Here is a 21,579-nt window from a genome sequence, read left to right on the forward strand (position 1 = left end):
ATATGAAAATAGTAAAACAATCAGGTTTAATCATTTTTTTAGTAGGATTAACCATCTTTATAGGAACTATTTTCACAGGTTCTTTCAGTTTAAAAAAAGGAGAATTAGATGCTTTTCTAAAAGAACAAAATTATAAAAGCACCGTTATAAATGAGGAACTAACAAAGGCCGTTGTAACCTCAGAAGATTTAAACATCTTTCAGTTCTCGAGCCGCGTTATACAAGCATATGAAAATTCTAATAAGTATTACGATGCCCTTATAGCAAAATATGACGCTGAAAAGAATTGGGACAAAAAAGGAGCACAATTTCAATATAAAATCTCAGGAAAACCGCATAGCTTAAGTTTTACGCTTGCTAAAAAATCAGGTAAAGGCTTTGCTGTTGAAAACACAGGCCTAGCATGGTTTTTAACTTTTGGTTTGGGTATTCTTGGAGCGTTACTATTTATAGTTCCTGATGTTGTTTTATTAGGAAAACCAGGGATAAAAAACAATGGAATATTTTTAAATGCAGCTACAAATCGTGGTTGGATAGGTTGGTTTGCTTTTATCTTTTTGGTTACTTTTTATATACTGCTTTATTTTTATCCAGATTTTATTGTAAACTGGGTGTATTTAGTCGACCCTATTAGCCAATCTATTAGTAATAACCCAGCAAGCCAATGGTTTTTATATGGTTTCTTGTATTGCGTAGTTATGACCGTTATGGCAGTAAGAATGTACATAAAATACCGCCATAATAAATATCAAATTTTAAGAACAACCTCTGTTTTATTCTTTCAAATTGTATTTGCTTTTTTAATTCCTGAGATTTTAGTTCGTTTCGAAAAACCTTGGTATGATTTTAAAAATGCCTTTCCTTTAGATTATGATTTCTTTTTTAAATGGAACTTAGATGAACTACTTTCTAGTGGCGGTTTTGGTTTATTTATTTTAGTATGGGGAATTGTTTTAACTATTGTAGTGGTGCCAGTAATGGTATATTTCTTCGGAAAAAGATGGTATTGTTCTTGGGTATGTGGTTGTGGTGGTTTAGCTGAAACTTTAGGAGATCCCTACAGACAACTTTCTAGTAAAACATTGCTTTCTTGGAGAGTAGAACGTATTGTAATTCACGCTGTACTTATTTTTGTTTTAGTAATGACAGGTTTTGCTTTATACACCTTCTTTTATGGTGCAGACCAAGTTTTAGGTATTAAAACACAAACAATTCAAGATATTTATGGTTTCCTTATAGGTGCCATTTTTGCGGGTGTGATTGGAACTGGATTTTATCCGATTTTTGGTAATAGAGTTTGGTGTCGTTTTGGTTGTCCATTAGCAGCATATTTAGGTTTTATACAACGTTTTAAATCTCGTTTTAGAATTACAACAAACGGGGGTCAATGTATTTCTTGTGGAAACTGTTCTACGTATTGCGAACAAGGAATTGACGTAAGGGCTTATGCTCAAAAAGGAGAAAACATTGTACGATCTAGCTGTGTTGGTTGTGGTATTTGTTCTGCTGTTTGCCCTAGAGGAGTTTTAAAGTTAGAAAACGGACCAGAAGAAGGAAGAATAAACCCTACGGATGTATTGTTAGGGAATGATGTTGATTTAATGGAATTGGTAAACAAAAAATAACATTTCGCTTTAATTAATTAAACTAGCCGACACTTTCGTTAAGCATAAAGCAATACATTTTTTAGTCCTTATGAGTATACTCATAAGGACTAAAAAATGTATTGCTCTTTACAAATTAGTTTTCCCCAACAAGTTATAGATTGAATATTTTATATAAATGATGTTCTAATAACTGTTAAAGAGTAATTGTTCGGACATAAGTTTAGGGGATATACTTTTATCCTAAATATAAATTATAACATCTCTAAAAACAGCTTTTACAATTAAGTATTTAACTACATAATAAAGATTAAACCTTAACCCTAAAGTCACAAGGTTTTATGAAGTGGTCTGTTTGGAGAAGTAATTATATCAATACAACTGAGCAATATATTGAGAGGCATACTACTTATAGTTTGAGTTGATTCTGATATTTATATATCCTTCTTAAGGTAATTACTTGTCCTTAATAGTAACAGTCCTATTTCTATAAACACCTTACTTTTTAAAACATTTATTATAATCGATTGGAATTCGTTTTTATCAAAAAAATAAAGCCACAGAATAAATCTGTGGCTTTAAATATCAAATTAACTAACACTCACATGTTTTTATAAATTTGGTAATAATACTCTATCGATTACGTGAACTATTCCGTTTGTAGTTTGTACATCTGGAATAACCATATTTGCTGCATCAGCACCATTTCCTGCTCCAGTAACTGTAAGCATACCATCAGTAAAAGCGCCTAAAGTTAATGCGTCTCCACCAAGCGGAGTAACTTCTCCTTGATTTAACTCAGAAGTAAATTTACCATCGTTTGCTATTACATGATTTAAAAGTACAGACGTTACAACATCTACTGGTAATTGACGAATATCAGATGGTTTTGTAAAGCTTAACCCTAATGCAGTACCTAAGTCAACAAAAGCTTGATCTGTAGGAGCAAATACTGTAAATGAAGAGCTACCTTCTGAAGCTGAAAGTGCTCCAACTAAATCCGTATAAACTACAGCCTCAACTAAATAAGTTAATTCTGGTGATGTAAAAACCTGAGCACTTTGAAGCGCTAAAGCTGTTTGTACGATATCTGCACCTGAGGCAATCATAACCTTATCAATTACATGAACAGTACCATTACTTGCTGAAATATCGGTTGCTAATATTTTAGACCCATTAATATAGGTGTCACCATCACGAGAAACAAAACGTCTATCAACACCAAGAGCTGATGTTGATGAAACACCGTCTGAAATTTCGGCACCTAATAAGTTACCGTTAGAAACGTGGTATAATAATGTATTCGTTAAAAACGATTTTTGAAGAACTCCTAAAGTTTCACTATTTAAACCTAACCTTGCAAAAGCATCGTTAGTTGGTGCAAAAACAGTATAATCTCCTGAAGGATCATTAGGGTTAGAATTACTTAACACTCCTGCAACACCTCCTGCAACAGCCGCAGATTCTAAAGTACTAAAAGCTGAGTTTGTTACTGCTATATTAGCAATTGACGGTGTTATATCTTCATAATTAGATGATGATTCACATGAACTTAATGTACCAATGGCAATAGCTGACACTAGTATATATTTAAAAATAGATAAATTTTTCATAATTGTATTTCTTTTATTTATTAAAATGAGTAAACTAATCCACCATAAAAACCAGTAGATTTTCCAATATTTCGACCACTAACATAGCTATTAACTCCTGCTGTTAAACCTACACCGCCATATAATGGAGCGTAACCATTAACACCTACTCTTGTATAATTTACACGTGTTGCAGGGAAAAAACCTACAAAGCCTTCTCCTAAAATATCTACCCCTTCTTTATCTGATAATTGATTAGCAACAAATGCATCTACATAAAATTTTGATGCTGCATACCCTAACTTTAATTCAGTTATTAAAGCATTTGGCACATTACTAGCTCTAAAGCTATAACCAGCCTGACCTGTTACAAAAACTCCTGAGTTCATTTTAAAAGTTGCGATTCCTAAAGCACTAAATCTAAATGACTCATTACCTATTGCTATAATAGATTGTAACCCTTCATTTGCGCTGTAATCACCTATTGGAGTTTCTACACCTACCGACCCAATAAAATCTAATGAACTTTTTTCGAAATCGATAGTATGGAATTTATACTTTGCATAAATTTTTAAATCTTGCAATCCCTTTCTTTCATTTTCAAAACCATTATTTTCTAATTCAGCACTACTCGCATTACCTTCTGACTTAACATAAGGAACATTTAATACAATATTAAATTTATCTGTAACACCAATTTCTCCATAAAAAGAAATACTTGTTGTAGTTACATCATTAAATACTGGTACTCCATCAGCCTCATTAGGCACTAAAAAAACCTTGTCATAAGACTCGTGAGAATAAGATAAAACTAATGCGCCTTCTCCTTTTTTCTTCATAAATCCACTTACTGGGCTCTGAGCCATACAAAAAGTGGTTAACAACATGCATACTACTGCAAGTGTTATAACTCTATCATTTTTTTTAATTGTCATAATTATTTTGTTTTATGTGTTAGTGACATCAATATATACGAAAAAAAAGTAATCATGGTTTTCTTTTTTTTTAAAAAACTTTAATTTTAAAAATTACGTACATATAATAGGTACGAGAATAAGTTACTCAATTAAAAAATAAAGTAATTTGTTAATTAACGGTTAGCTATTCGACTATCTAATTTTAAATCAATACAAAGCAACATATAAAAACTACATTTTATGATTCTTAAATATGCCTTATCTCTTTTTTTAGTTATAACCTTAGCACAAGAAGAAAAAGAATTTGTTCGAATTTTTGATGCTCAAGAAAATTTACAATCGCAAGGTTGGATACTAAATAATCAAAAGGTAGATTTTTGGACTTTTTACCACCCAAACGGTAATGTTTCAAAAAAAGGTCATTATAATCATGATAAAAAAACTGGATATTGGTACTTTTACAACGAAAATGAGATGCTATTAAAAGAAGGCGCTTTTACAAATGATAACGCTAACAATTGGTGGGTCTTTTATACTAATAAAGGAAAGAAAAAAATTCAGTACAGAAACGGTATCAAAGATGGTTATGCATTGGTTTACAAAAATAATCTTCTTGAAAAAGCAGAACGTTATTCTGAAAATGAAAAAACTGGAGAATGGACTTCTTATTTAATATTTAAGAAGGATAATCCAAATATAAAATTTTAATGAAGCAATCAATTAAAGTTATTATCCCTGCTTACAACGAGCAAGATTCAATAGCAAATGTTATTAATGATATTCCATCAATTGTAGATGAAATAATTGTTATTAGCAACAACTCTACAGACGCAACAGAGAAAAACGCGAAAAATGCAGGAGCAACTGTTTTAAAAGAAAACCGAAAAGGCTATGGCTATGCTTGCCTAAAAGGGATGGATTATATTGCTGAGCAAAAGAGTAAACCCGATATTATTGTTTTTTTAGATGGTGATTATTCTGATTACCCTGAGCAATTAACCGAGTTAATTAACTCTATTATAAACGATAATATCGATTTTGTAATCGGGTCGCGTGTAAAAGAATTAAGAGAAAATGGCTCTATGACTCCTCAGCAAATATTTGGCAACTGGCTAGCTACCTTCTTAATGTCTTTGTTTTTCGGAGCAAAATTTACAGATTTAGGTCCGTTTAGAGCTATTAAATACGACAAACTATTAGCCTTAAATATGGAAGATAAAACATATGGTTGGACGGTAGAAATGCAATTAAAAGCATTGAAACAGAAATTTACCTATACTGAAATCCCTATGAAATACAGAAACAGAATAGGTGTATCTAAAGTTTCAGGTACTATAAAAGGTAGTATATTTGCGGGCGTTAAAATATTAAGTTGGATATTTAAATACAGTTTTAAATAATGGTTGTAGAGTATATTATAATAGTAGTTTATGCTATTTCGTTAATTTTAATTTTTATGTATGCTTTGGCGCAATTAAACTTATTGTTTAATTATTTAAAAGCTCAAAAAAAAGAAGATAACTCTCCTAAATTCGATTTCTCTAAATCAGCAGAAATTCCTTTTGTAACCATTCAATTACCTGTATTTAATGAGTTATATGTAATGGAGCGTTTGTTAACCAACATTGCAAAAATTAAATATCCGAATGAAAAATTAGAAATTCAGGTTTTAGATGATTCTACCGATGAATCGATAATTTCTACTGCTAAGCATATCGCTCAACTTCAAGAAACTGGATTAGACATTGTACATATCCGAAGAGAAAATCGACAAGGATTTAAAGCAGGAGCTTTAAAAGAAGGTTTAGCAATTGCTAAAGGAGAATTCATTGTTATTTTTGATGCTGATTTTTTACCACAAGAAGATTGGTTAGAACAAACAATTCCGTATTTTAAAAACCCTGAAATTGGCGTAGTACAAACTCGCTGGGGACATATTAATAGAAACTACTCAACCTTAACTAAAATTCAAGCATTTGCCTTAGATGCCCATTTCACATTAGAGCAAGTTGGTCGAAATAGTAAAGGCCATTTCATCAATTTTAACGGAACAGCTGGTGCATGGCGTAAAGAATGTATTTTAGATGCCGGAAACTGGGAAGGAGATACCTTAACCGAAGATATTGATTTAAGTTATAGGGCACAGCTTAAAAACTGGAAGTTCAAATATTTAGAGCATGTTGAAACTCCTGCAGAATTACCCGTTGTTATAAGCGCTGCAAGAACCCAACAATTTCGTTGGAATAAAGGTGGCGCAGAGAATTTTCAGAAAATGGGAAAACGTATTATTTTAAATAAAAACGTTTCGACAAAAACTAAAATTCACGGACTTTTACACTTACTAAACAGCTCTATGTTTACGTGTATTTTTTTAGTTGCTATTTTAAGTATTCCGATGTTGTATATCAAAAATGAATACACCCATTTAAGACCCTTCTTTTACGTGATGAGTTTTTTCGTTTTAAGCTCTATCATATTTTTTATTTGTTATTGGTTTATGTATAAAAAAACGAATGGTAGCGGATTTAAAAACTTCATTAAATATATCGGTGCATTCTTTACATTTTTCACCATTGTTATGGGCTTTTCTTTACACAATACTATTGCTGTTTTAGAAGGTCATTTTGGTAAAAAAAGTGAATTTGTTCGTACACCAAAATTTAATATTAAAAGTATTAAAGATGGGTGGAAAAACAACAAATACGTAAGAACAAAGGTTTCTTTAAATGTTATTATTGAAGGGCTATTAACGTTGTATTTTATCTTCGGAATGTACAGTGCTTTTATTGTTGGTAACCAAGGTGGAGATTTTGGTTTATTTCCTTTTCATTTAATGTTAACAATCGGATTTGGATACGTTTTCTTTAAATCACTTTTTTCTAAAGCCTAATGCTTTTCTGGAAAAAATACAGCTCGTTACTACTAACTTTTATTGGTAGTATTCTTTATTTTTTCTTTGCTTATTTTTTAGAAAGAACTGAATTTTCGAATTTACTTTTTTTGTGGTTTTCTTTGTTTTTGATCACCTCCTTTTTATGGAAGAACAATCAAAATAACTTTATAGTTTTAGCTAGTCTTTCAATTTTATTTCGATTGATTTTTCTTGTTGCTACGCCAAATTTATCGCAAGATTTTTATCGTTTTATTTGGGATGGTAGAATGATTTTAGAAGGATTAAATCCGTATTTATCATTACCTAAAACATTTATAGAACAGCAAACATATCCTATAAACCAAGCTGTAGATTTATACAAAGGAATGGGTACAATGAACGGAAGTCATTATACCAATTATCCGCCCATAAATCAGTTGTGTTTTTTAATTGCAGCTATTTTTGCTAAGAAAAGTATTTTAGGTAGTGTACTTATAATGCGTGTTATTATAATTTTGGCTGATGTAGGAATACTTTACTTCGGAAAAAAACTACTAGAAAAACTTAATTTACCAATTCAGAATATCTTTTTATATGTTTTAAATCCGTTTATAATTATTGAAATGACCGGTAACTTACATTTCGAACCTGTAATGTTATTCTTTTTAGTGTGGAGTTTGTACAAGTTACAACAACGAAAGTGGGTTTTAGCTGCAATATTAGTAGCCTGTTCAGTTTCTGTAAAATTAGTTCCTTTACTATTTTTACCGTTATTTTTGCAATGGTTTACAAAACCTTTGCATACAAATAACAACGTTTTGATTACATGGATTGGTTTTAAGTTTCATCCGAAGGAATTACTAAAACTAAGCAGTTTTTATATATTAATAATAACTTTTACACTTTTATTATTTCTTCCTTTTTACTCTTCAGAATTAGTTGCTAACTATTCGAATTCGGTTGGGTTATGGTTCCGAAATTTCGAATTTAATGCAAGTTTTTACTACATCGCTAGAGAAATTGGCTATTTATTTAGAGGCTATAATGAAATTGCTGTAATCGGTAAAATAATGCCGTTTTTAACCATTTTATTTTTAATTACGATTACTTTTATCAGAAACAACAAATCCTTCACACAACTGGCTACAGCGATGCTATTTGGCCTGTCTTTTTATTATTTTACAGCAACGACAATGCATCCTTGGTATATTGCTACTCTTTTAGTGTTATCACTATTTACAAAATATCGATTTCCGTTGGTTTGGAGTGTCGTAATTATTTTTAGTTATCAAGCATACGCAAATCAACCTTGGAAAGAAAACCTTTGGTTTGTTGCTTTAGAATATCTTATTGTATATGCTTTTTTGTGCTGGGAATTATTCATAAAAAAACCCACTCAAAAAATTGAGTGGGAAAATTGCTATGAAAAAGAAAAAGTAGTGGTTTTAAAGCCACTAATCAAATATAGATAAGTTCTTTCTTTTAAACAAGTTCTTTTTAAAAAAAATTAACCTTTTTATTACCTCTAAGTTACATTCTTTCCACTTTATTGTTTATCAGCTTATATTGCTGTTTACTTTCTATACATATAGCATCACCTTTATCATTAAATTCTAATCGATGCCCGTATTCACTAACCCAGCCAATTTGTTTTGAAGGATTACCAACAACTAATGCATAAGGTAGTATTTTCTTTGTAACTACAGCTCCTGCCCCAACAAATGCATATTCACCAATATCATTGCCACAAATTATTGTTGCGTTAGCGCCAATACTAGCCCCTTTTTTAACAATAGTTTTTAAATATTGGTCTTGTCTTTTAATGGCACTTCTAGGGTTAATAACATTTGTAAAAACCATTGATGGCCCTAAGAAAACATCATCTTCACAAATAACTCCTGTATAGATAGATACATTATTCTGAACTTTTACATTGTTTCCTAAAATTACCTTTGGTGAAATCACCACATTTTGCCCGATATTACAATTATTACCAATCTTACAATTTGGCATTATGTGACTAAAATGCCAAATTTTGGTTTCTGCACCTATATTACAGTTATCATCTATTACAGCTGTTTCGTGTGCAAAGAATTTTTTAGTTGTATTCATACTAACAAAAATAAAAAACTCAACCTAAATAGTTGAGTTTTTAACTTTATTCTACTTTAAATGTAATAGGTAAAGTATATTTTACCTTAACAGGCGTGTTATTTTGTTTTCCTGGTGTAAATTTTGGAATTTTATGTACTACTTTATTTGTTTCTTTTTCTAATCGTTTATGTGGAGCTCTAATTTTCACATTAGATATAGTTCCTGATTTATCAATTATAAACTGCGTAAATATTTTATACTTCCCCGATCTTAAGCCTAAGTCTTGCGCTAAATCTACATTAAAATAACGCTGAACATGTTGTTGAATCTTATTCTCAAAACATTTTTTATTTTCTTCTTCAGATAAACCTTCACATCCTTTAAAAACTGGTCTGTTTTGAACATTATTTATAGACATCGTATTTTCAACTGAAGGAATTACTGTTGGAGCTTTGTTTTCAGGAACTACAGCTATCTCTGATTTATCATCAACTGGTATTTTTATTAATGTTTCAACAACCTTCTCTGTATTTTTTACAATTTTTGGTGGAGCAATTGTTTTAACAACCTGTTTCTTTTCTGTTCTCTTTACGCTCTTTTCTACTTTTTTAATAACAACTGGGCGCGAAAATGTAAATACGGTTTCTAACGTATCATGATTTGAAAACATAGCTACATTTAAATCTTTTTCTGTTTCATGCTCTAACGAAACAAAAACTATAAATAATGTAAGTACTAAACCTAATTGAGTAAAAATTGATGAAAATTTTTCTAATTGTTTTCTTGGATTCTTTTTTTCTTCTTTCATAGCTCTTAATATTTTAAGTTAATACTATGTTAAAACCAAGAAGTGTGCCAATAAAAAAAGCAACCCAAATTTTGGATTGCTTTTCTTTATTTTTATTTTGTGAATTAACTTACTCTACATTAAAAGTAATTGGTAATGTATACCCTACTCTTACTGGTCTACCTCTTTGTCTTCCTGGTTTCATTTTAGGAATTTTATTCGCTATTCTAATAGCTTCCTTTTTTAACCTTGGGTGAGGAGCTCTTGCATTTACACCTGTAATAGAACCATCTTTATCAATTTTAAATTGAACATAAATTCTTTTCTTACCTGGCGACAAACCTAACTCATTTGCTAGTTCTGCATCGAAATAACGTTGAACGTGTTTTCTTAAATTTTTATTTAGACAATCTTTTTTCTGCGCTTTTGTACCAGTACATCCTGGATAAATTGGCACTTCCTCAATAATTGCGAAAGGTACATCTTCTACGAAAACTTCTTCCTCTACTGCTTCTACAATATCTTCTATTTCTACAGCCTCAGACTCATCAGTTTCAGTAGATTCGATAATCGTTTCTTCAACTTCTTTCTCGTCTTCTACGATTTCAATTTTTTCTGGTGCTGGTGGTGGTGGTGTATTTGGCTTTGGCTTTGGCGGCTCAACAATAAGTTCAATTGTTTCTTCTTCGATTTCAGAAGCCATATTAGCCATTCCTAAATCTCCGTATTGCTTATCATATGTTTTGTTCTCAATTGCAACATATGTTATAAATAATGCTAAAACCAAACCTAGCTGCATAAACAGTTTACTATAATTCTCTAAGTTTGACTTTGGATTTTTCTTAATTTCCATCCTAAATATTTTTTAATAGTTTGCTAATTTAATTAAATTATTTTAACTTTTACAAGCTAATTCTTTAAATAACTATATTTTTATTTTTAAAAAAAAGTAAATAATATAAGCTATTAAAATACCCGTCGTATTTGCCAGAATATCTAAAACATCACCTGAACGGTATGTTGTTACTGTAACTTGAAGAACCTCAATAATTATGCCGTAAATAAAGCAGCAAAAAACAATAATAAATTCATTGATTTTTGTTTTTTTAAAAGCCATCAAACAAATAAAGGTTAAAACAAAATAAGCAAATGCATGCTCGTATTTATCTAAATTATTTATTTGAACTGGTTGCTTTCCAATGTTAACTAAGCTAAGAATAGCAATACTAATTGCAATTAGTATTGCTATTCCAACTAAATTACCCTTTAATAAGTTCTTGATACGCTTCAGCACTTAATAAATTTGCTATTTGTGAATCATCTGATAATTTAACTTTTATCATCCATCCATCACCATAAGGATCAGAATTTACTAATTCTGGTTCATCTTCTAATGCTTCGTTAAACTCAATTACTTCTCCTGATAAAGGCATAAAAAGATCAGACACTGTTTTAACAGCTTCTACTGAACCAAAAACCTCTTCAATATCTAAAGATTCATCTAAAGTATCAACGTCTACATATACAATATCACCTAACTCTCCTTGTGCAAAAGATGTAATACCAATTGTAGCTACACCTTCTTCTATCTTAACCCACTCGTGGTCTTTCGTGTATTTTAATTCTGATGGAATGTTCATTGTACTATTTTTATTGTGTTTGTTTTAATTTCCTAAGTTGTATATAATATTTATTCCGGCATTGATAGATTGTCTTGGAAAAGTAGTTGATACAGCATATTGAAACGTTTGATGGTTGTAATAAAATGACGCTGTTAAACTACTACTTAAATTATAATCGGCTATAAATTTTAATCCGAATAATTTCTCTCCTCCTGTTATTTGACTATTCTCTTCATCAACACTTCGTATTAAGGTTAAATTATCCCTCAAAGATACGTCGGCTCTTAAATTAATATCTCCTTTTAATGTTTCTTTTTTTCCTGTAAATCGGGTTACAAATTTAACATCCCTAATTTTATAACCAAAACCTACCACATATTCTGTTCCTTTAATATCGGTTAAGGTATTATTATTAAAGTTTAATGTTAAACTTCTATCTCTTCTTACTTCTCCTTTAAATGAAAATGAATTTTTCAATCTAAAATCAACTTTCATTAATGGTGAAAATTCATCTATTAAAGTTGCCGACGAAAGTAATAGTTCTGGTTGATAATTACCAGAAGTATTTGTGTTTGTTGATAAATTTGTTGAATCGTACTGTAAATTGTTAGTGTAATTACCTATCGTATAAGACGATTTGTATCCATGAGATAATGTAAAAGAAGAAAACGTCTTTTTAAACCACTTATATTTCATAAAACCATTAAAACGCATTGTCCAATTTGGTATTGGTATATTTTTAAAGATACCTGTACTTACTGAGTTCGCGTCATTACCTGAATATGCTGCAATAAAGGCTGGCAACATTGCTTGCTGACCATTCTCTTTAAATCCGCTTACTGGCTGATCTGTTGTTGCTAACCTATTAGCAATTGTGCTTCTATTTGCTAAAAAGTTTTGATATAACACTTCATTATCTGTAAAAATAGTACCTAACATAAAATGACTGGTACTATAATTACCTGTTTCGAAAGCTTTTATATTGGGGTCTTGCTCAAAACCTCCGTTTCCGTCAGAAATTATATCTAATTGTTGATTTAAATTACTTGTTTGAATTCTATTTCCTCTTAAATCAATAGTTAAATTTTTAAAAGGTTTTACTGAAACATTATAATCTAATTTTTTAAATCTGGTTTTACCATAATTCTTGTTATAATATGGTTGATTTTCATCAGTTTGACTTGTTCTTGTAACCAACCATCCATTTTCTATAGCTGTATTTAAAATATCTGTTTGACTACCAAATACAAATCCTAATGAAGGCGCTGTACTGCCATCATAACTATTTCTTCCTAAAAATCCTACCGATGGCTTATACCCCTGTAATAAAGTTCCGTTATTTTGAGAGTAGCTAATTTTTGCTCTCTTTACAGATGTTAATACATCATACATTCCTTTCATTACTTTATTACCAAAAGAAGCATTCTTCTTTAATTTCGATCTTCCTTGAGGAGTTTTTTTAGAACCTAAAGTCGCTGTTCCTTTTTTAACCGCTTTCTTTTTAGTTCCTTTTAATAAGAGTTTATCTAATCTTAAAGTCTTATAAAAACGGCCAAAATCTATATTTGTATTTAAGTTGTGTGTGTTTGCATTTTGAATCATATTACCAACAACATCTACATAACTTACACTTTCTCCGTTTGGTAAATCTAAATTACTTTGCGAACTAGCTTTCCAGTCAAAATCTGCCGTATATCCATAGTCTGCACTTAAAAAATTTAAATAGGGCAATTTTCTAAGTGGTAATTTGTAGGTTGCATTTAATTTTTGATGGTAATTATCCGGTCTACCAACGGTAAAAAATTCATCGTAAATTTCTAACTCTTCATCATCACCAAAACTATCGTAAATATAATTATTCGTAGCATTAAAGTTTAGCTGAAACGATTTTGTTAAATCGAAACCAATCGTATAATCCCAATTAAACATAAATCTACGTTGGGTTAATTCTGGCTGTGCGGTTAATCCTTCAATTAAATTTCTAGATTGTTGTGAATTATAATTTCTATTAATTCTAGAATTAAGTGCTATTGTTTTTGGTACTGGATTAAAATTAAGATCTTTTATAAATCGTAAGTATTTACTCTTAAACCTTTTTGATGTTTTAAAAGGCTCTATAACAAAAGGCTTAAAGTTAAAATTATAACTTGCTCCTGCCATTACATTTTTGTTTTCGAATTTCTCGATATTATAGTCCTTATGAAATTCTTCATTATGAGCATACGAGGCCGAAAAATTTTCTACATCGTAAAACTTTGGTATTTTCTTACTCTTCGGATTTTTATTCTTTTTTACATTGATAAAACTAATGCTCTTTCTTCGTGTATAATCTTGTGCATTTTGGCTATTCGGATTTTTATCTAAAGCATCTTCTAACGCTACATCCTGAAACTGAGGATCGTATTTAGGATCTCTAAATTCTTCACCATAACTATAACTCATAGGTATTTGCATATTCCAATCCTGAGGCATCAAAATTTTTGCTAACTGAATATTTGTTGCAACGCTATATTGTTTAATTTCTTCAATACTTCTTTGTTGCACTCTATCTTCAACACTACCAAAACCAATGGTAGACATTCTTCCTGCTAACGAAACATCCATTACATCGGCAAGATTTGCATCTGCATTTACAACAGCTGCCCATCCTCCTTTATTATCAAAACCTACGGCACGTAATTCATTAAACCAAACCTCTACTGTTTTATCTGAATTAGATACATTTTTAACACCCAACATTACCGTTCTTATTTGTGCTAATGTCGGGTTTCCTTTTACTGATATTTTTAAACCATTAGAACTTGTTGCTGAAAAAACATCTGTTATATTCGTTCCTACACCAATTGGCCTTTCTAGTTTTAAGTTCGCTAACTCTTGTAATGGTACTTCTAAATTATTTGCTTCAGGCCAAACATCTAAAGATGTTGCTCTAGAGGTTGATAAAGTTAATGACTTTTCAATTTCGTAATAATTATCATTTAAGTCGGTTCCTAAACGAATTATGGCAACCATATCTCCGTCTTGAGTAGCAGCCGCAGTTGGCTTTTCTGCGTGTAAAAACATTCGTAGTTTTTTATACCTACGCATATCTATACTTATATTTTTATATATAGTTCTTAGATCGTCTGCCGCTAAATCTGTTACTTTTAGAGTTACTGATTGCTCATTTTGACGCTGAATTCTGTTTGTTCCTTGTAATTCTTCCCGCTGAATTCCTGGAGGTAATTTATATTTTTCCGAATTTTGTTCGATACTTACAACCCCTACCTCAAAATTGTTAAGTTCTGTATTACCTAAATTCACAGGCACGCCAGTATTTGGTAATGTTTTCGTATAACGACGCCAATCTCCTCTTACTAATTCTAACTCTCCGAATCGTAAAACAACTGGCATTTTAAATTGCGAAAGAAACATTCTAATAAAACGAATACTATTAAAATCGGTAATTCCGTTTATTCGCTGAGCATCTGTTACATTTCTAACAGGAATTCTAAATTGATACCAAGTAGTACTTCTTGTAGATCCGTTTGCTAATGTAATTGACTCGTTTTTTACATCTATAATATTATTTTGACCTAATTGTAAATCGCTTCTATTTAATGAAACCTCGTATTCAAAATAACTGTTTACAGGGTTCATCGTTTGATCTTTATTTATATCTTCAACATCAGGATATGCTGTTGATGATGTAGGATAAGATTCGTTTGATTGACTTGCTGTTGGTGAATTACCTTGAGTACCGTTAAAATTTTTATAGCGTGATAAAACAGATGCGTTTGTGTTTTCTATAGCGCCGCCTCTAAAATATTGAAAGTTATCTCCGGCAGGATCATCTAAGGATGCAAACGCAGGGAACTTTATTCTTTCATCTTCATCGGTTAATCCGTCTAAACCAATATCTTGATTTACACGAGCTTCGTTGCTAGCATCAAAAGCATATAATATTGATGGATTTATTGGCGTATTTCCCCAGTTGGTTGCATTTACATTCGTTCCATCTATTTTATTTCCATCCGCAGGTAAACCATTTTCATATTGTTTTCTACCATCTTTTAAAATATCTTCAGAAACGTTTCCTAAGTTTATAAATAATTTTCCGACTTGATTTCCTGGGTCTTGTGGGTTTACTCCTGCCGATAATCCTTCTGCCTGTGTGATAGAGTAATTTTCATAAGGATCCATTAACCAAAATTGAATATATTCTACATTGGCTTGTTCAAAGTTATTGGTTGTTAATGGTCGCATAATTCCTCCCCAACGTTCTTCTGGAGTGACTGAACTTGCGTTTTCGTTATAATTATAAGGACCTCTCTCTGAAGGATAATAAGCTAAATCTAATGTTCTAACTAAATTTTGCTGTGTAATATCTAAATCGGTATTTGGAAATAATTCATTGTACCGTATCTGACGAACTTCGTTTCTAGACAGTTCATTTTCATCAATATTATTAGGCCTGTTTCCACTACCATAAAATAGTTGGTCAATATTATACCATGCTATTTTACCTCTTTTATAATTATAAGATAAATCACCTGCACCTCCATCAAAACCTTGCGATTCTGGTGTACTTGCTAAAAACCATTGTTGTGGCGAACTTAAATTAATAGGTATTTGCGAAGCTTCAAAATCATCTAAATATGAAGTCGCTGTTCCGTCTACATTAATTCCGCTTGGCGAACCGGGTAATAAATAAGCCATATCTGCTCTAACAGATACATTCGAAGGCACTTCGGTTTCTACAAACGGTAACCTGTTTGCTAATTTTGTTAAAAAAGGAACCTCTGCAGAATAATCTAAATTAAAACCTAACATTACATTATCAATAGGTTCTCCTCCAAAATTCACTTTTGGTGTAATTGGTTTCTCACTTACATTTAAATAAGTTCCTCCTATAGTAAATTTATCAGAGAAGCGATGCTCTACATCAATACCAATAAATGTTTTTCGTTGCTGACTAAATAAGGTGTTACTTTCTGTTGTTGCATTAATAGGTATCCCTGATGCTTCTAAACCAGGATCTAAAATTTGCACACGACCTAATTGATAATCTACCACATAATCTATACCTTCAACTAACTGTCGTCCTCCGGCAGTTACACGTACCGAACCCCTAGGTATATTAAATCCTCCTAAAGAAATACCTCTACTTGTTTCTGATTTAAAATACCCTTTTAAAAAGAATTTATCTTTATTTTGATACTCGTTTTTTGCTTGAATTTTTGTTGTTAAATACAGTTCTTCGAAAAGATATTTATCTTGATCTCTTGAGTCCGTTAATTTAACTTTCAAATCTTCCCCAAAAGGTTCTGGTTCTGGAAATAACACGTATCCTCTTTCAGAATTTACGGTGATACCGTCTACATAATCAAAAAAACCATCTCCGTTTGGCACAGCATACTCACTTTGATCTAATTTATCTAAGTTTAAAATACGCAATAATGGTTTATCTTTTAAACTAGCATCTTCTGCATTTTGCAAGGTATTTTGTAACGTTCCTGTTTTGTCATCACGGTATAATAGCTCAAAACGAAACCCTTCACGTTGTAAAGGAAAAGCACCTAAAGCATACACGTTTTTCATCATTAAACGCCATGTAGGAAAAGCTTCATCTTCGTTCGTAACCGTATTTTTTCTTGTGGTGTTCAAAATTTCACTACGTAAAAGTTTTACCACTAAGTTGTCTGGCGCAACCACTCCGTCATTAGAGAATTCTCCTACTTTAAATACAGTTTCTCCTCCTGATGCTCCAACCGCAGTATACTCATAAGCTACCGCTAAAACCTCACCATCATTTAACCTTCTGTTTAAAGATATAAAACCTAATTGCGGATGTACTCTAAATTCATTTGCTTGTAATTTTCTTGCATTTTGAAGATAAGAATAGTTAAACCCCTGGCGTGCTGGCATAATATTATTAATAGCCGCATCTACCGTCGCTACATCTCTAATACCACCCGTAGTTGTTGCTAATAATGAATTTAAATTGTTAACCCCGTTATATGGCAATATCATAGAGTTGGCAGAGATAGGAGTGGGAACAGTATTTACTTCATCTGGATTTACCTTGTTCTCGTTATTAGACTCTCCTAAATCGGCAAGACCTACAATACTGCGATAATCTGTAACATTTTGAGTTCTATTGGTTATCCAAACCTCTACTCTTGTAATATTTACTGGACTACTTACCAACGGATAATTAGTTAAAGCTCCTGTATAACTTTCTCTAAAATATTGTGATAAAAAAAAGTGGCGATCATTATCGTAGTCAGATGCTCTTAATTCAAATTCTTCAATAGTAGCTCCTCCTTCTGCAATAACTGTTTTAGATTGCGAGTTTTGTTGTGAAAATGCTGCTGTTATATATGTTTTACCAAACTGTAACTCTGTTTTTACACCAAATAATGCTTGTGCCCCGTTGATTAACGAGTTTTTAATTGGCATACTAATATTACCTGCTTCTATATTTCGTATAATATCATCTTCAGTAGGCGCATATTCTAATTTGATAATATTCTGAAAATCGAACGTAGATTGTGTGTCGTAATTTGCTGTTACTGTTAATCGCTTACCTACTTTTGCTTGTAAACTTGTGCTTATTTGTTGATCAAAATCGAACGTAAAGCTGCTTTGATTTTCTATTGATATTTGAGGGTTTTCATTTTTTTGATAAATCCCTCCCAGTTTTATATTTACCTGACCTGTTGGATTTACCTCAACACTATTACCACCAAAAACAGATTCGAAAAACTTAGAGTTCACATAATACTTAGGTAATAAGTTTTTTCTAGCTTGTTTATTTCCTTTCTTCCTAGAGTTTGTTGCATCAACCTTTTCTTTAAAATAATCTTTTACATCATTTTTTAATCGATATTTATCATACTCAGCCGGAGTCATAAAAACAGGGGTTCCAATATAATAATCGCCTATTTTTTCAACCAACATGAACTTGTTTAACGTCTTGTCAAAGGTTATGGTTATCTCTGTTGGGTTGCTTAAAAAAAGAGTTCCGTTTTGGTTATTACTAAAATTATATTTTAACGGTATAACAGTGTCTTTTTTTATAGTATTCCCTTTATTACTCTGAGTATTTTGTGAAAACGAAACAACACTTACCAGTATAGTAAGTGTTGTAAGTAATCTATTAATAATTGCTTTTTTCAACCTGTCTTATAAATTTTTTAACGCCCCTTTTATCAATGCTTCAACACTTGCATCAGGTGTTTCTTTTAGTATATTACCTATAACTTTATCGGCTTGCTTCCTTGCAAAACCAAGAACCTCTAGTGCTGATAACGCTTCTTCTTTATTTGTATTGTTTTGAGCAATTGAAACTTCATCTAAATCAAAGATCTTTAAAATCTTATCTTTTAAATCTACAATAACACGTTGTGCTGTTTTTACTCCAATCCCCTTAACAGACTGTATTGTTTTTACATTTTCTGAAGCAATAGCTTGTTGTATTTCTTCAGACGTCATTGACGACAACATTGTTCTTGCAATACTTGGCCCTACTCCAGAAACGGAAGTAAGTAATCTAAAAATCTCTCTTTCTACTTTATTAAAAAACCCATACAATGTATGCGCATCTTCTCTAATAGATAAATGAGTATAAAGCAACACATTTTCATCATCTGGTAACGACGAATAGGTGTTTAAAGAAATATGCAATAAGTAGCCTACTCCATTACAGTCTATTACTGCATACGTAGGATTTTTCTCCACAAGTTTCCCCTTAATTTGTGTTATCATTCAATTGAATTTCTATTCGTCTAAAGTAGACAAATTATTTAATTTTAAAAGTCTTAGTTTTTGTTTTTTAATTCTTTGTTTTGAGCATCTACAACAGCCACTGCTGCCATGTTCACCATTTCATCTACACTTGCCCCCAATTGTAAAATATGAACTGGTTTACTCATTCCTAATAAAATAGGTCCGATAGATTCAACTCCATCAAGCTGCTTCATTAATTTATAAGTTATGTTTGCCGACTCTAAGTTTGGAAATATTAAAATATTTGCTCGTTTACCATTTAATTTAGAAAACGGAAATTCTTTTGCTAATAGCTCTGGATTTAAAGCGAAATCTGCTTGTAACTCTCCATCTACAATTACATTCGGATGGTAACGATGTATATACGATACTGCTTCTCTTATTTTTACTGAACTTTCAGCTTTTGATGACCCAAAATTAGAAAAACCTAGCATTGCAATATGTGGTTTCATTCCAAACATTTTTGCTAAGCCAGATGTTAATTGACTAATTTTTGCTAATTCTTTAGCTGTCGGATTGATGTTAATCGTTGTATCAGCTAAAAACATTGGCCCTTGTTTGGTCAGCATCATATTTGTTGCTGCCACTCTAGTAACACCTTTTTCTTTCTCTATTAACTCTAACATTGGTTTTACAACCGACGGATATGATCTTGAATAACCCGTAATTAAAGCATCTGCTTCACCTGTATTCACCATCATTGCTGCAAAATAATTACGCTCTCGCATCCATTTTTGAGCCTCTAAAAAAGAAATACCTTTGCGCTGTCTTGTTTTCCAGAAAGCTTCTGCGTATCTATTTCTTCTATCTGTTTCTTCATCCGTTTTAGGATCAATAATAACAACATCTGCGTCGAAACCTAACTCTTCTTTTAATTCTAAAATAACATCTTTTCTTCCTAATAAAATAGGCGTAGAAATTTTCTCATCATAAACACGCTGCGCTGCTTTTAGCACATCTAAATGATCGGCTTCTGCAAAAACCACTCGTTTAGGCGCCTTTTTTGCTCTGTTGTGTAATAATCTAATTTCCTTGCTTCCTGTACCAGATCTGTCCATTAATTCTTCACGGTACGCATCCCAATCTGTAATTGGTTCTTGTGCTACACCAGATTCCATTGCTGCTTTTGCTATCGCTGGTGGAATTTCGTATATTAATCTAGGGTCAAAAGGTTTCGGTATAATATATTCTTTTCCGAATGAAAGACTTACCTCATCGTACACAATGTTTACTTGTTCTGGAACAGACTTCTTTGCTAAATCTGCCAGAGCATGTACTGCTGCCATCTTCATATCTTCATTAATTTTTGTTGCTCTAACATCTAAAGCTCCTCTAAAAATAAATGGAAATCCAAGTACATTATTTACTTGGTTAGGATGATCTGATCTTCCTGTTGCCATGATAATATCATCACGAGTATCTACAGCTAATTGGTATTCTATCTCAGGATCTGGATTTGCCATTGCAAAAACAATAGGATCTTTGGCCATAGATAGTAACATTTCTGGTGTTACTACATTTCCTTTTGATAAACCTATAAAAACATCTGCATTATGCATTGCTTCTTCTAAAGTATTGATGTCTTTATCAGTTGCAAATTCTGCTTTTTGTGAAGTTAAATTACCTCTATCTTTTCTAATAACGCCTTTACTATCGCACATTACTACATTTTCTCTCTTTGCACCTAATTTTAAATACAATCGTGTACAAGAAATTGCTGCGGCTCCGGCTCCGTTTACTACAATTTTAACAGTAGTAATATCTTTATCAATAATTTCTATTGCATTTTTTAAAGCTGCTGCCGAAATAATTGCTGTTCCGTGTTGATCGTCGTGCATTACAGGAATATCTAATTCCTCTTTTAACCTTCTTTCTATTTCAAAAGCTTCTGGTGCTTTTATGTCTTCTAAATTTATTCCTCCAAAAGTTGGAGCAATTGCCTTAACAGTTTCAACAAATTTATCAACATCTGTAGCATCGACTTCGATATCAAAAACATCAATGTCAGCAAAAATTTTAAACAACAAACCTTTCCCCTCCATTACTGGCTTTGAAGCTTCAGGCCCTATATCTCCCAAGCCTAAAACAGCTGTTCCGTTCGTAATAACAGCCACTAAATTACCTTTAGCGGTGTATTTATAAACATTGTTTTTGTCTTTAGCTATTTCTAAACAAGGCTCTGCAACTCCAGGAGAGTACGCTAACGACAAATCGTGCTGTGTAGCATATTTTTTAGTTGGTACAACAGCTATTTTTCCTGGTTTTGGCTTTGCATGATATAACAAAGCTTCGCGCCTTTTTCTAGAATCACTCATAGATTA

15 protein-coding genes are annotated in these 21,579 nt (G+C 31.7%); 5 read left to right on the plus strand and 10 right to left on the minus strand.

Annotated features, from left to right (window positions below):
• The first annotated feature begins 2 nt into the window (after window positions 1-2).
• A complete protein-coding gene (locus ACQ629_RS07435) occupies window positions 3-1,625 on the plus strand; it encodes a 4Fe-4S binding protein (RefSeq protein WP_483703673.1) in 1,623 nt (540 codons plus the stop codon).
• Window positions 1,626-2,215: 590 nt separating this feature from the next.
• Here ACQ629_RS07435 and ACQ629_RS07440 read toward each other — a convergent pair.
• Together ACQ629_RS07440 and ACQ629_RS07445 are read right to left on the minus strand one after the other, a co-directional pair.
• Window positions 2,216-3,217 carry a fasciclin domain-containing protein gene (locus ACQ629_RS07440; protein WP_483703675.1) on the minus strand — a complete coding sequence of 334 codons (1,002 nt, stop codon included), beginning with the start codon at window positions 3,215-3,217 and terminating at the stop codon, window positions 2,216-2,218.
• Window positions 3,218-3,237: 20 nt separating this feature from the next.
• Window positions 3,238-4,131, minus strand: a complete 894-nt coding sequence (locus tag ACQ629_RS07445) for a hypothetical protein (protein ID WP_483703677.1) — start codon at window positions 4,129-4,131, stop codon at window positions 3,238-3,240.
• A 222-nt stretch (window positions 4,132-4,353) separates the two neighbouring features.
• On the opposite strand from ACQ629_RS07445, the gene ACQ629_RS07450 reads away from it, so the two are divergent.
• From ACQ629_RS07450 to ACQ629_RS07465, 4 genes are read left to right on the plus strand one after another with little or no spacing between them, the layout of a single operon-like run.
• Window positions 4,354-4,821 carry a toxin-antitoxin system YwqK family antitoxin gene (locus ACQ629_RS07450; RefSeq protein WP_483703679.1) on the plus strand — a complete coding sequence of 156 codons (468 nt, stop codon included), beginning with the start codon at window positions 4,354-4,356 and terminating at the stop codon, window positions 4,819-4,821.
• Window positions 4,821-5,513: a glycosyltransferase family 2 protein gene (locus ACQ629_RS07455; RefSeq protein WP_483703681.1), complete on the plus strand. Its 693-nt coding sequence runs from the start codon at window positions 4,821-4,823 to the stop codon at window positions 5,511-5,513. Before ACQ629_RS07450 ends, ACQ629_RS07455 begins: the two co-directional genes overlap by 1 nt.
• Window positions 5,513-7,003 carry a cellulose synthase family protein gene (locus ACQ629_RS07460; RefSeq protein ID WP_483703683.1) on the plus strand — a complete coding sequence of 497 codons (1,491 nt, stop codon included), beginning with the start codon at window positions 5,513-5,515 and terminating at the stop codon, window positions 7,001-7,003. Before ACQ629_RS07455 ends, ACQ629_RS07460 begins: the two co-directional genes overlap by 1 nt.
• Window positions 7,003-8,457, plus strand: coding sequence for an MptA/MptB family glycosyltransferase (locus tag ACQ629_RS07465; protein WP_483703685.1), 1,455 nt, complete (start codon window positions 7,003-7,005; stop codon window positions 8,455-8,457). The genes ACQ629_RS07460 and ACQ629_RS07465 overlap by 1 nt, the downstream gene beginning before the upstream one ends.
• A 58-nt stretch (window positions 8,458-8,515) precedes the next feature.
• Here ACQ629_RS07465 and ACQ629_RS07470 read toward each other — a convergent pair whose 3' ends face one another.
• From ACQ629_RS07470 to ACQ629_RS07505, 8 genes are all read right to left on the minus strand, one after another.
• Window positions 8,516-9,097, minus strand: a complete 582-nt coding sequence (locus tag ACQ629_RS07470) for an acyltransferase (protein ID WP_483703687.1) — start codon at window positions 9,095-9,097, stop codon at window positions 8,516-8,518.
• Window positions 9,098-9,143: 46 nt separating this feature from the next.
• The gene (locus ACQ629_RS07475; RefSeq protein WP_483703689.1) at window positions 9,144-9,887 is read right to left on the minus strand and encodes an energy transducer TonB; all 744 of its coding nucleotides are present in this window, start codon (window positions 9,885-9,887) and stop codon (window positions 9,144-9,146) included.
• 109 nt (window positions 9,888-9,996) lie between these two features.
• Window positions 9,997-10,719, minus strand: coding sequence for an energy transducer TonB (locus tag ACQ629_RS07480; protein ID WP_483703691.1), 723 nt, complete (start codon window positions 10,717-10,719; stop codon window positions 9,997-9,999).
• 72 nt (window positions 10,720-10,791) lie between these two features.
• The gene (locus ACQ629_RS07485) at window positions 10,792-11,160 is read right to left on the minus strand and encodes a VanZ family protein (RefSeq protein ID WP_483703693.1); all 369 of its coding nucleotides are present in this window, start codon (window positions 11,158-11,160) and stop codon (window positions 10,792-10,794) included.
• Window positions 11,126-11,506, minus strand: coding sequence for a glycine cleavage system protein GcvH (gcvH, locus tag ACQ629_RS07490; RefSeq protein ID WP_275315034.1), 381 nt, complete (start codon window positions 11,504-11,506; stop codon window positions 11,126-11,128). The genes ACQ629_RS07485 and gcvH overlap by 35 nt, the downstream gene beginning before the upstream one ends.
• Window positions 11,507-11,530: 24 nt before the next feature.
• Window positions 11,531-18,649 carry a T9SS outer membrane translocon Sov/SprA gene (gene sov / locus ACQ629_RS07495; RefSeq protein ID WP_483703695.1) on the minus strand — a complete coding sequence of 2,373 codons (7,119 nt, stop codon included), beginning with the start codon at window positions 18,647-18,649 and terminating at the stop codon, window positions 11,531-11,533.
• A gap of 6 nt (window positions 18,650-18,655) precedes the next feature.
• Window positions 18,656-19,237, minus strand: coding sequence for a Holliday junction branch migration protein RuvA (gene ruvA, locus ACQ629_RS07500; RefSeq protein WP_483703697.1), 582 nt, complete (start codon window positions 19,235-19,237; stop codon window positions 18,656-18,658).
• Between the two features lie 53 nt (window positions 19,238-19,290).
• The gene (locus tag ACQ629_RS07505) at window positions 19,291-21,573 is read right to left on the minus strand and encodes an NADP-dependent malic enzyme (protein ID WP_483703699.1); all 2,283 of its coding nucleotides are present in this window, start codon (window positions 21,571-21,573) and stop codon (window positions 19,291-19,293) included.
• Window positions 21,574-21,579 lie beyond the last annotated feature (6 nt).

The sequence above is a fragment of the Tenacibaculum sp. SM2510 genome, assembly GCF_057002845.1.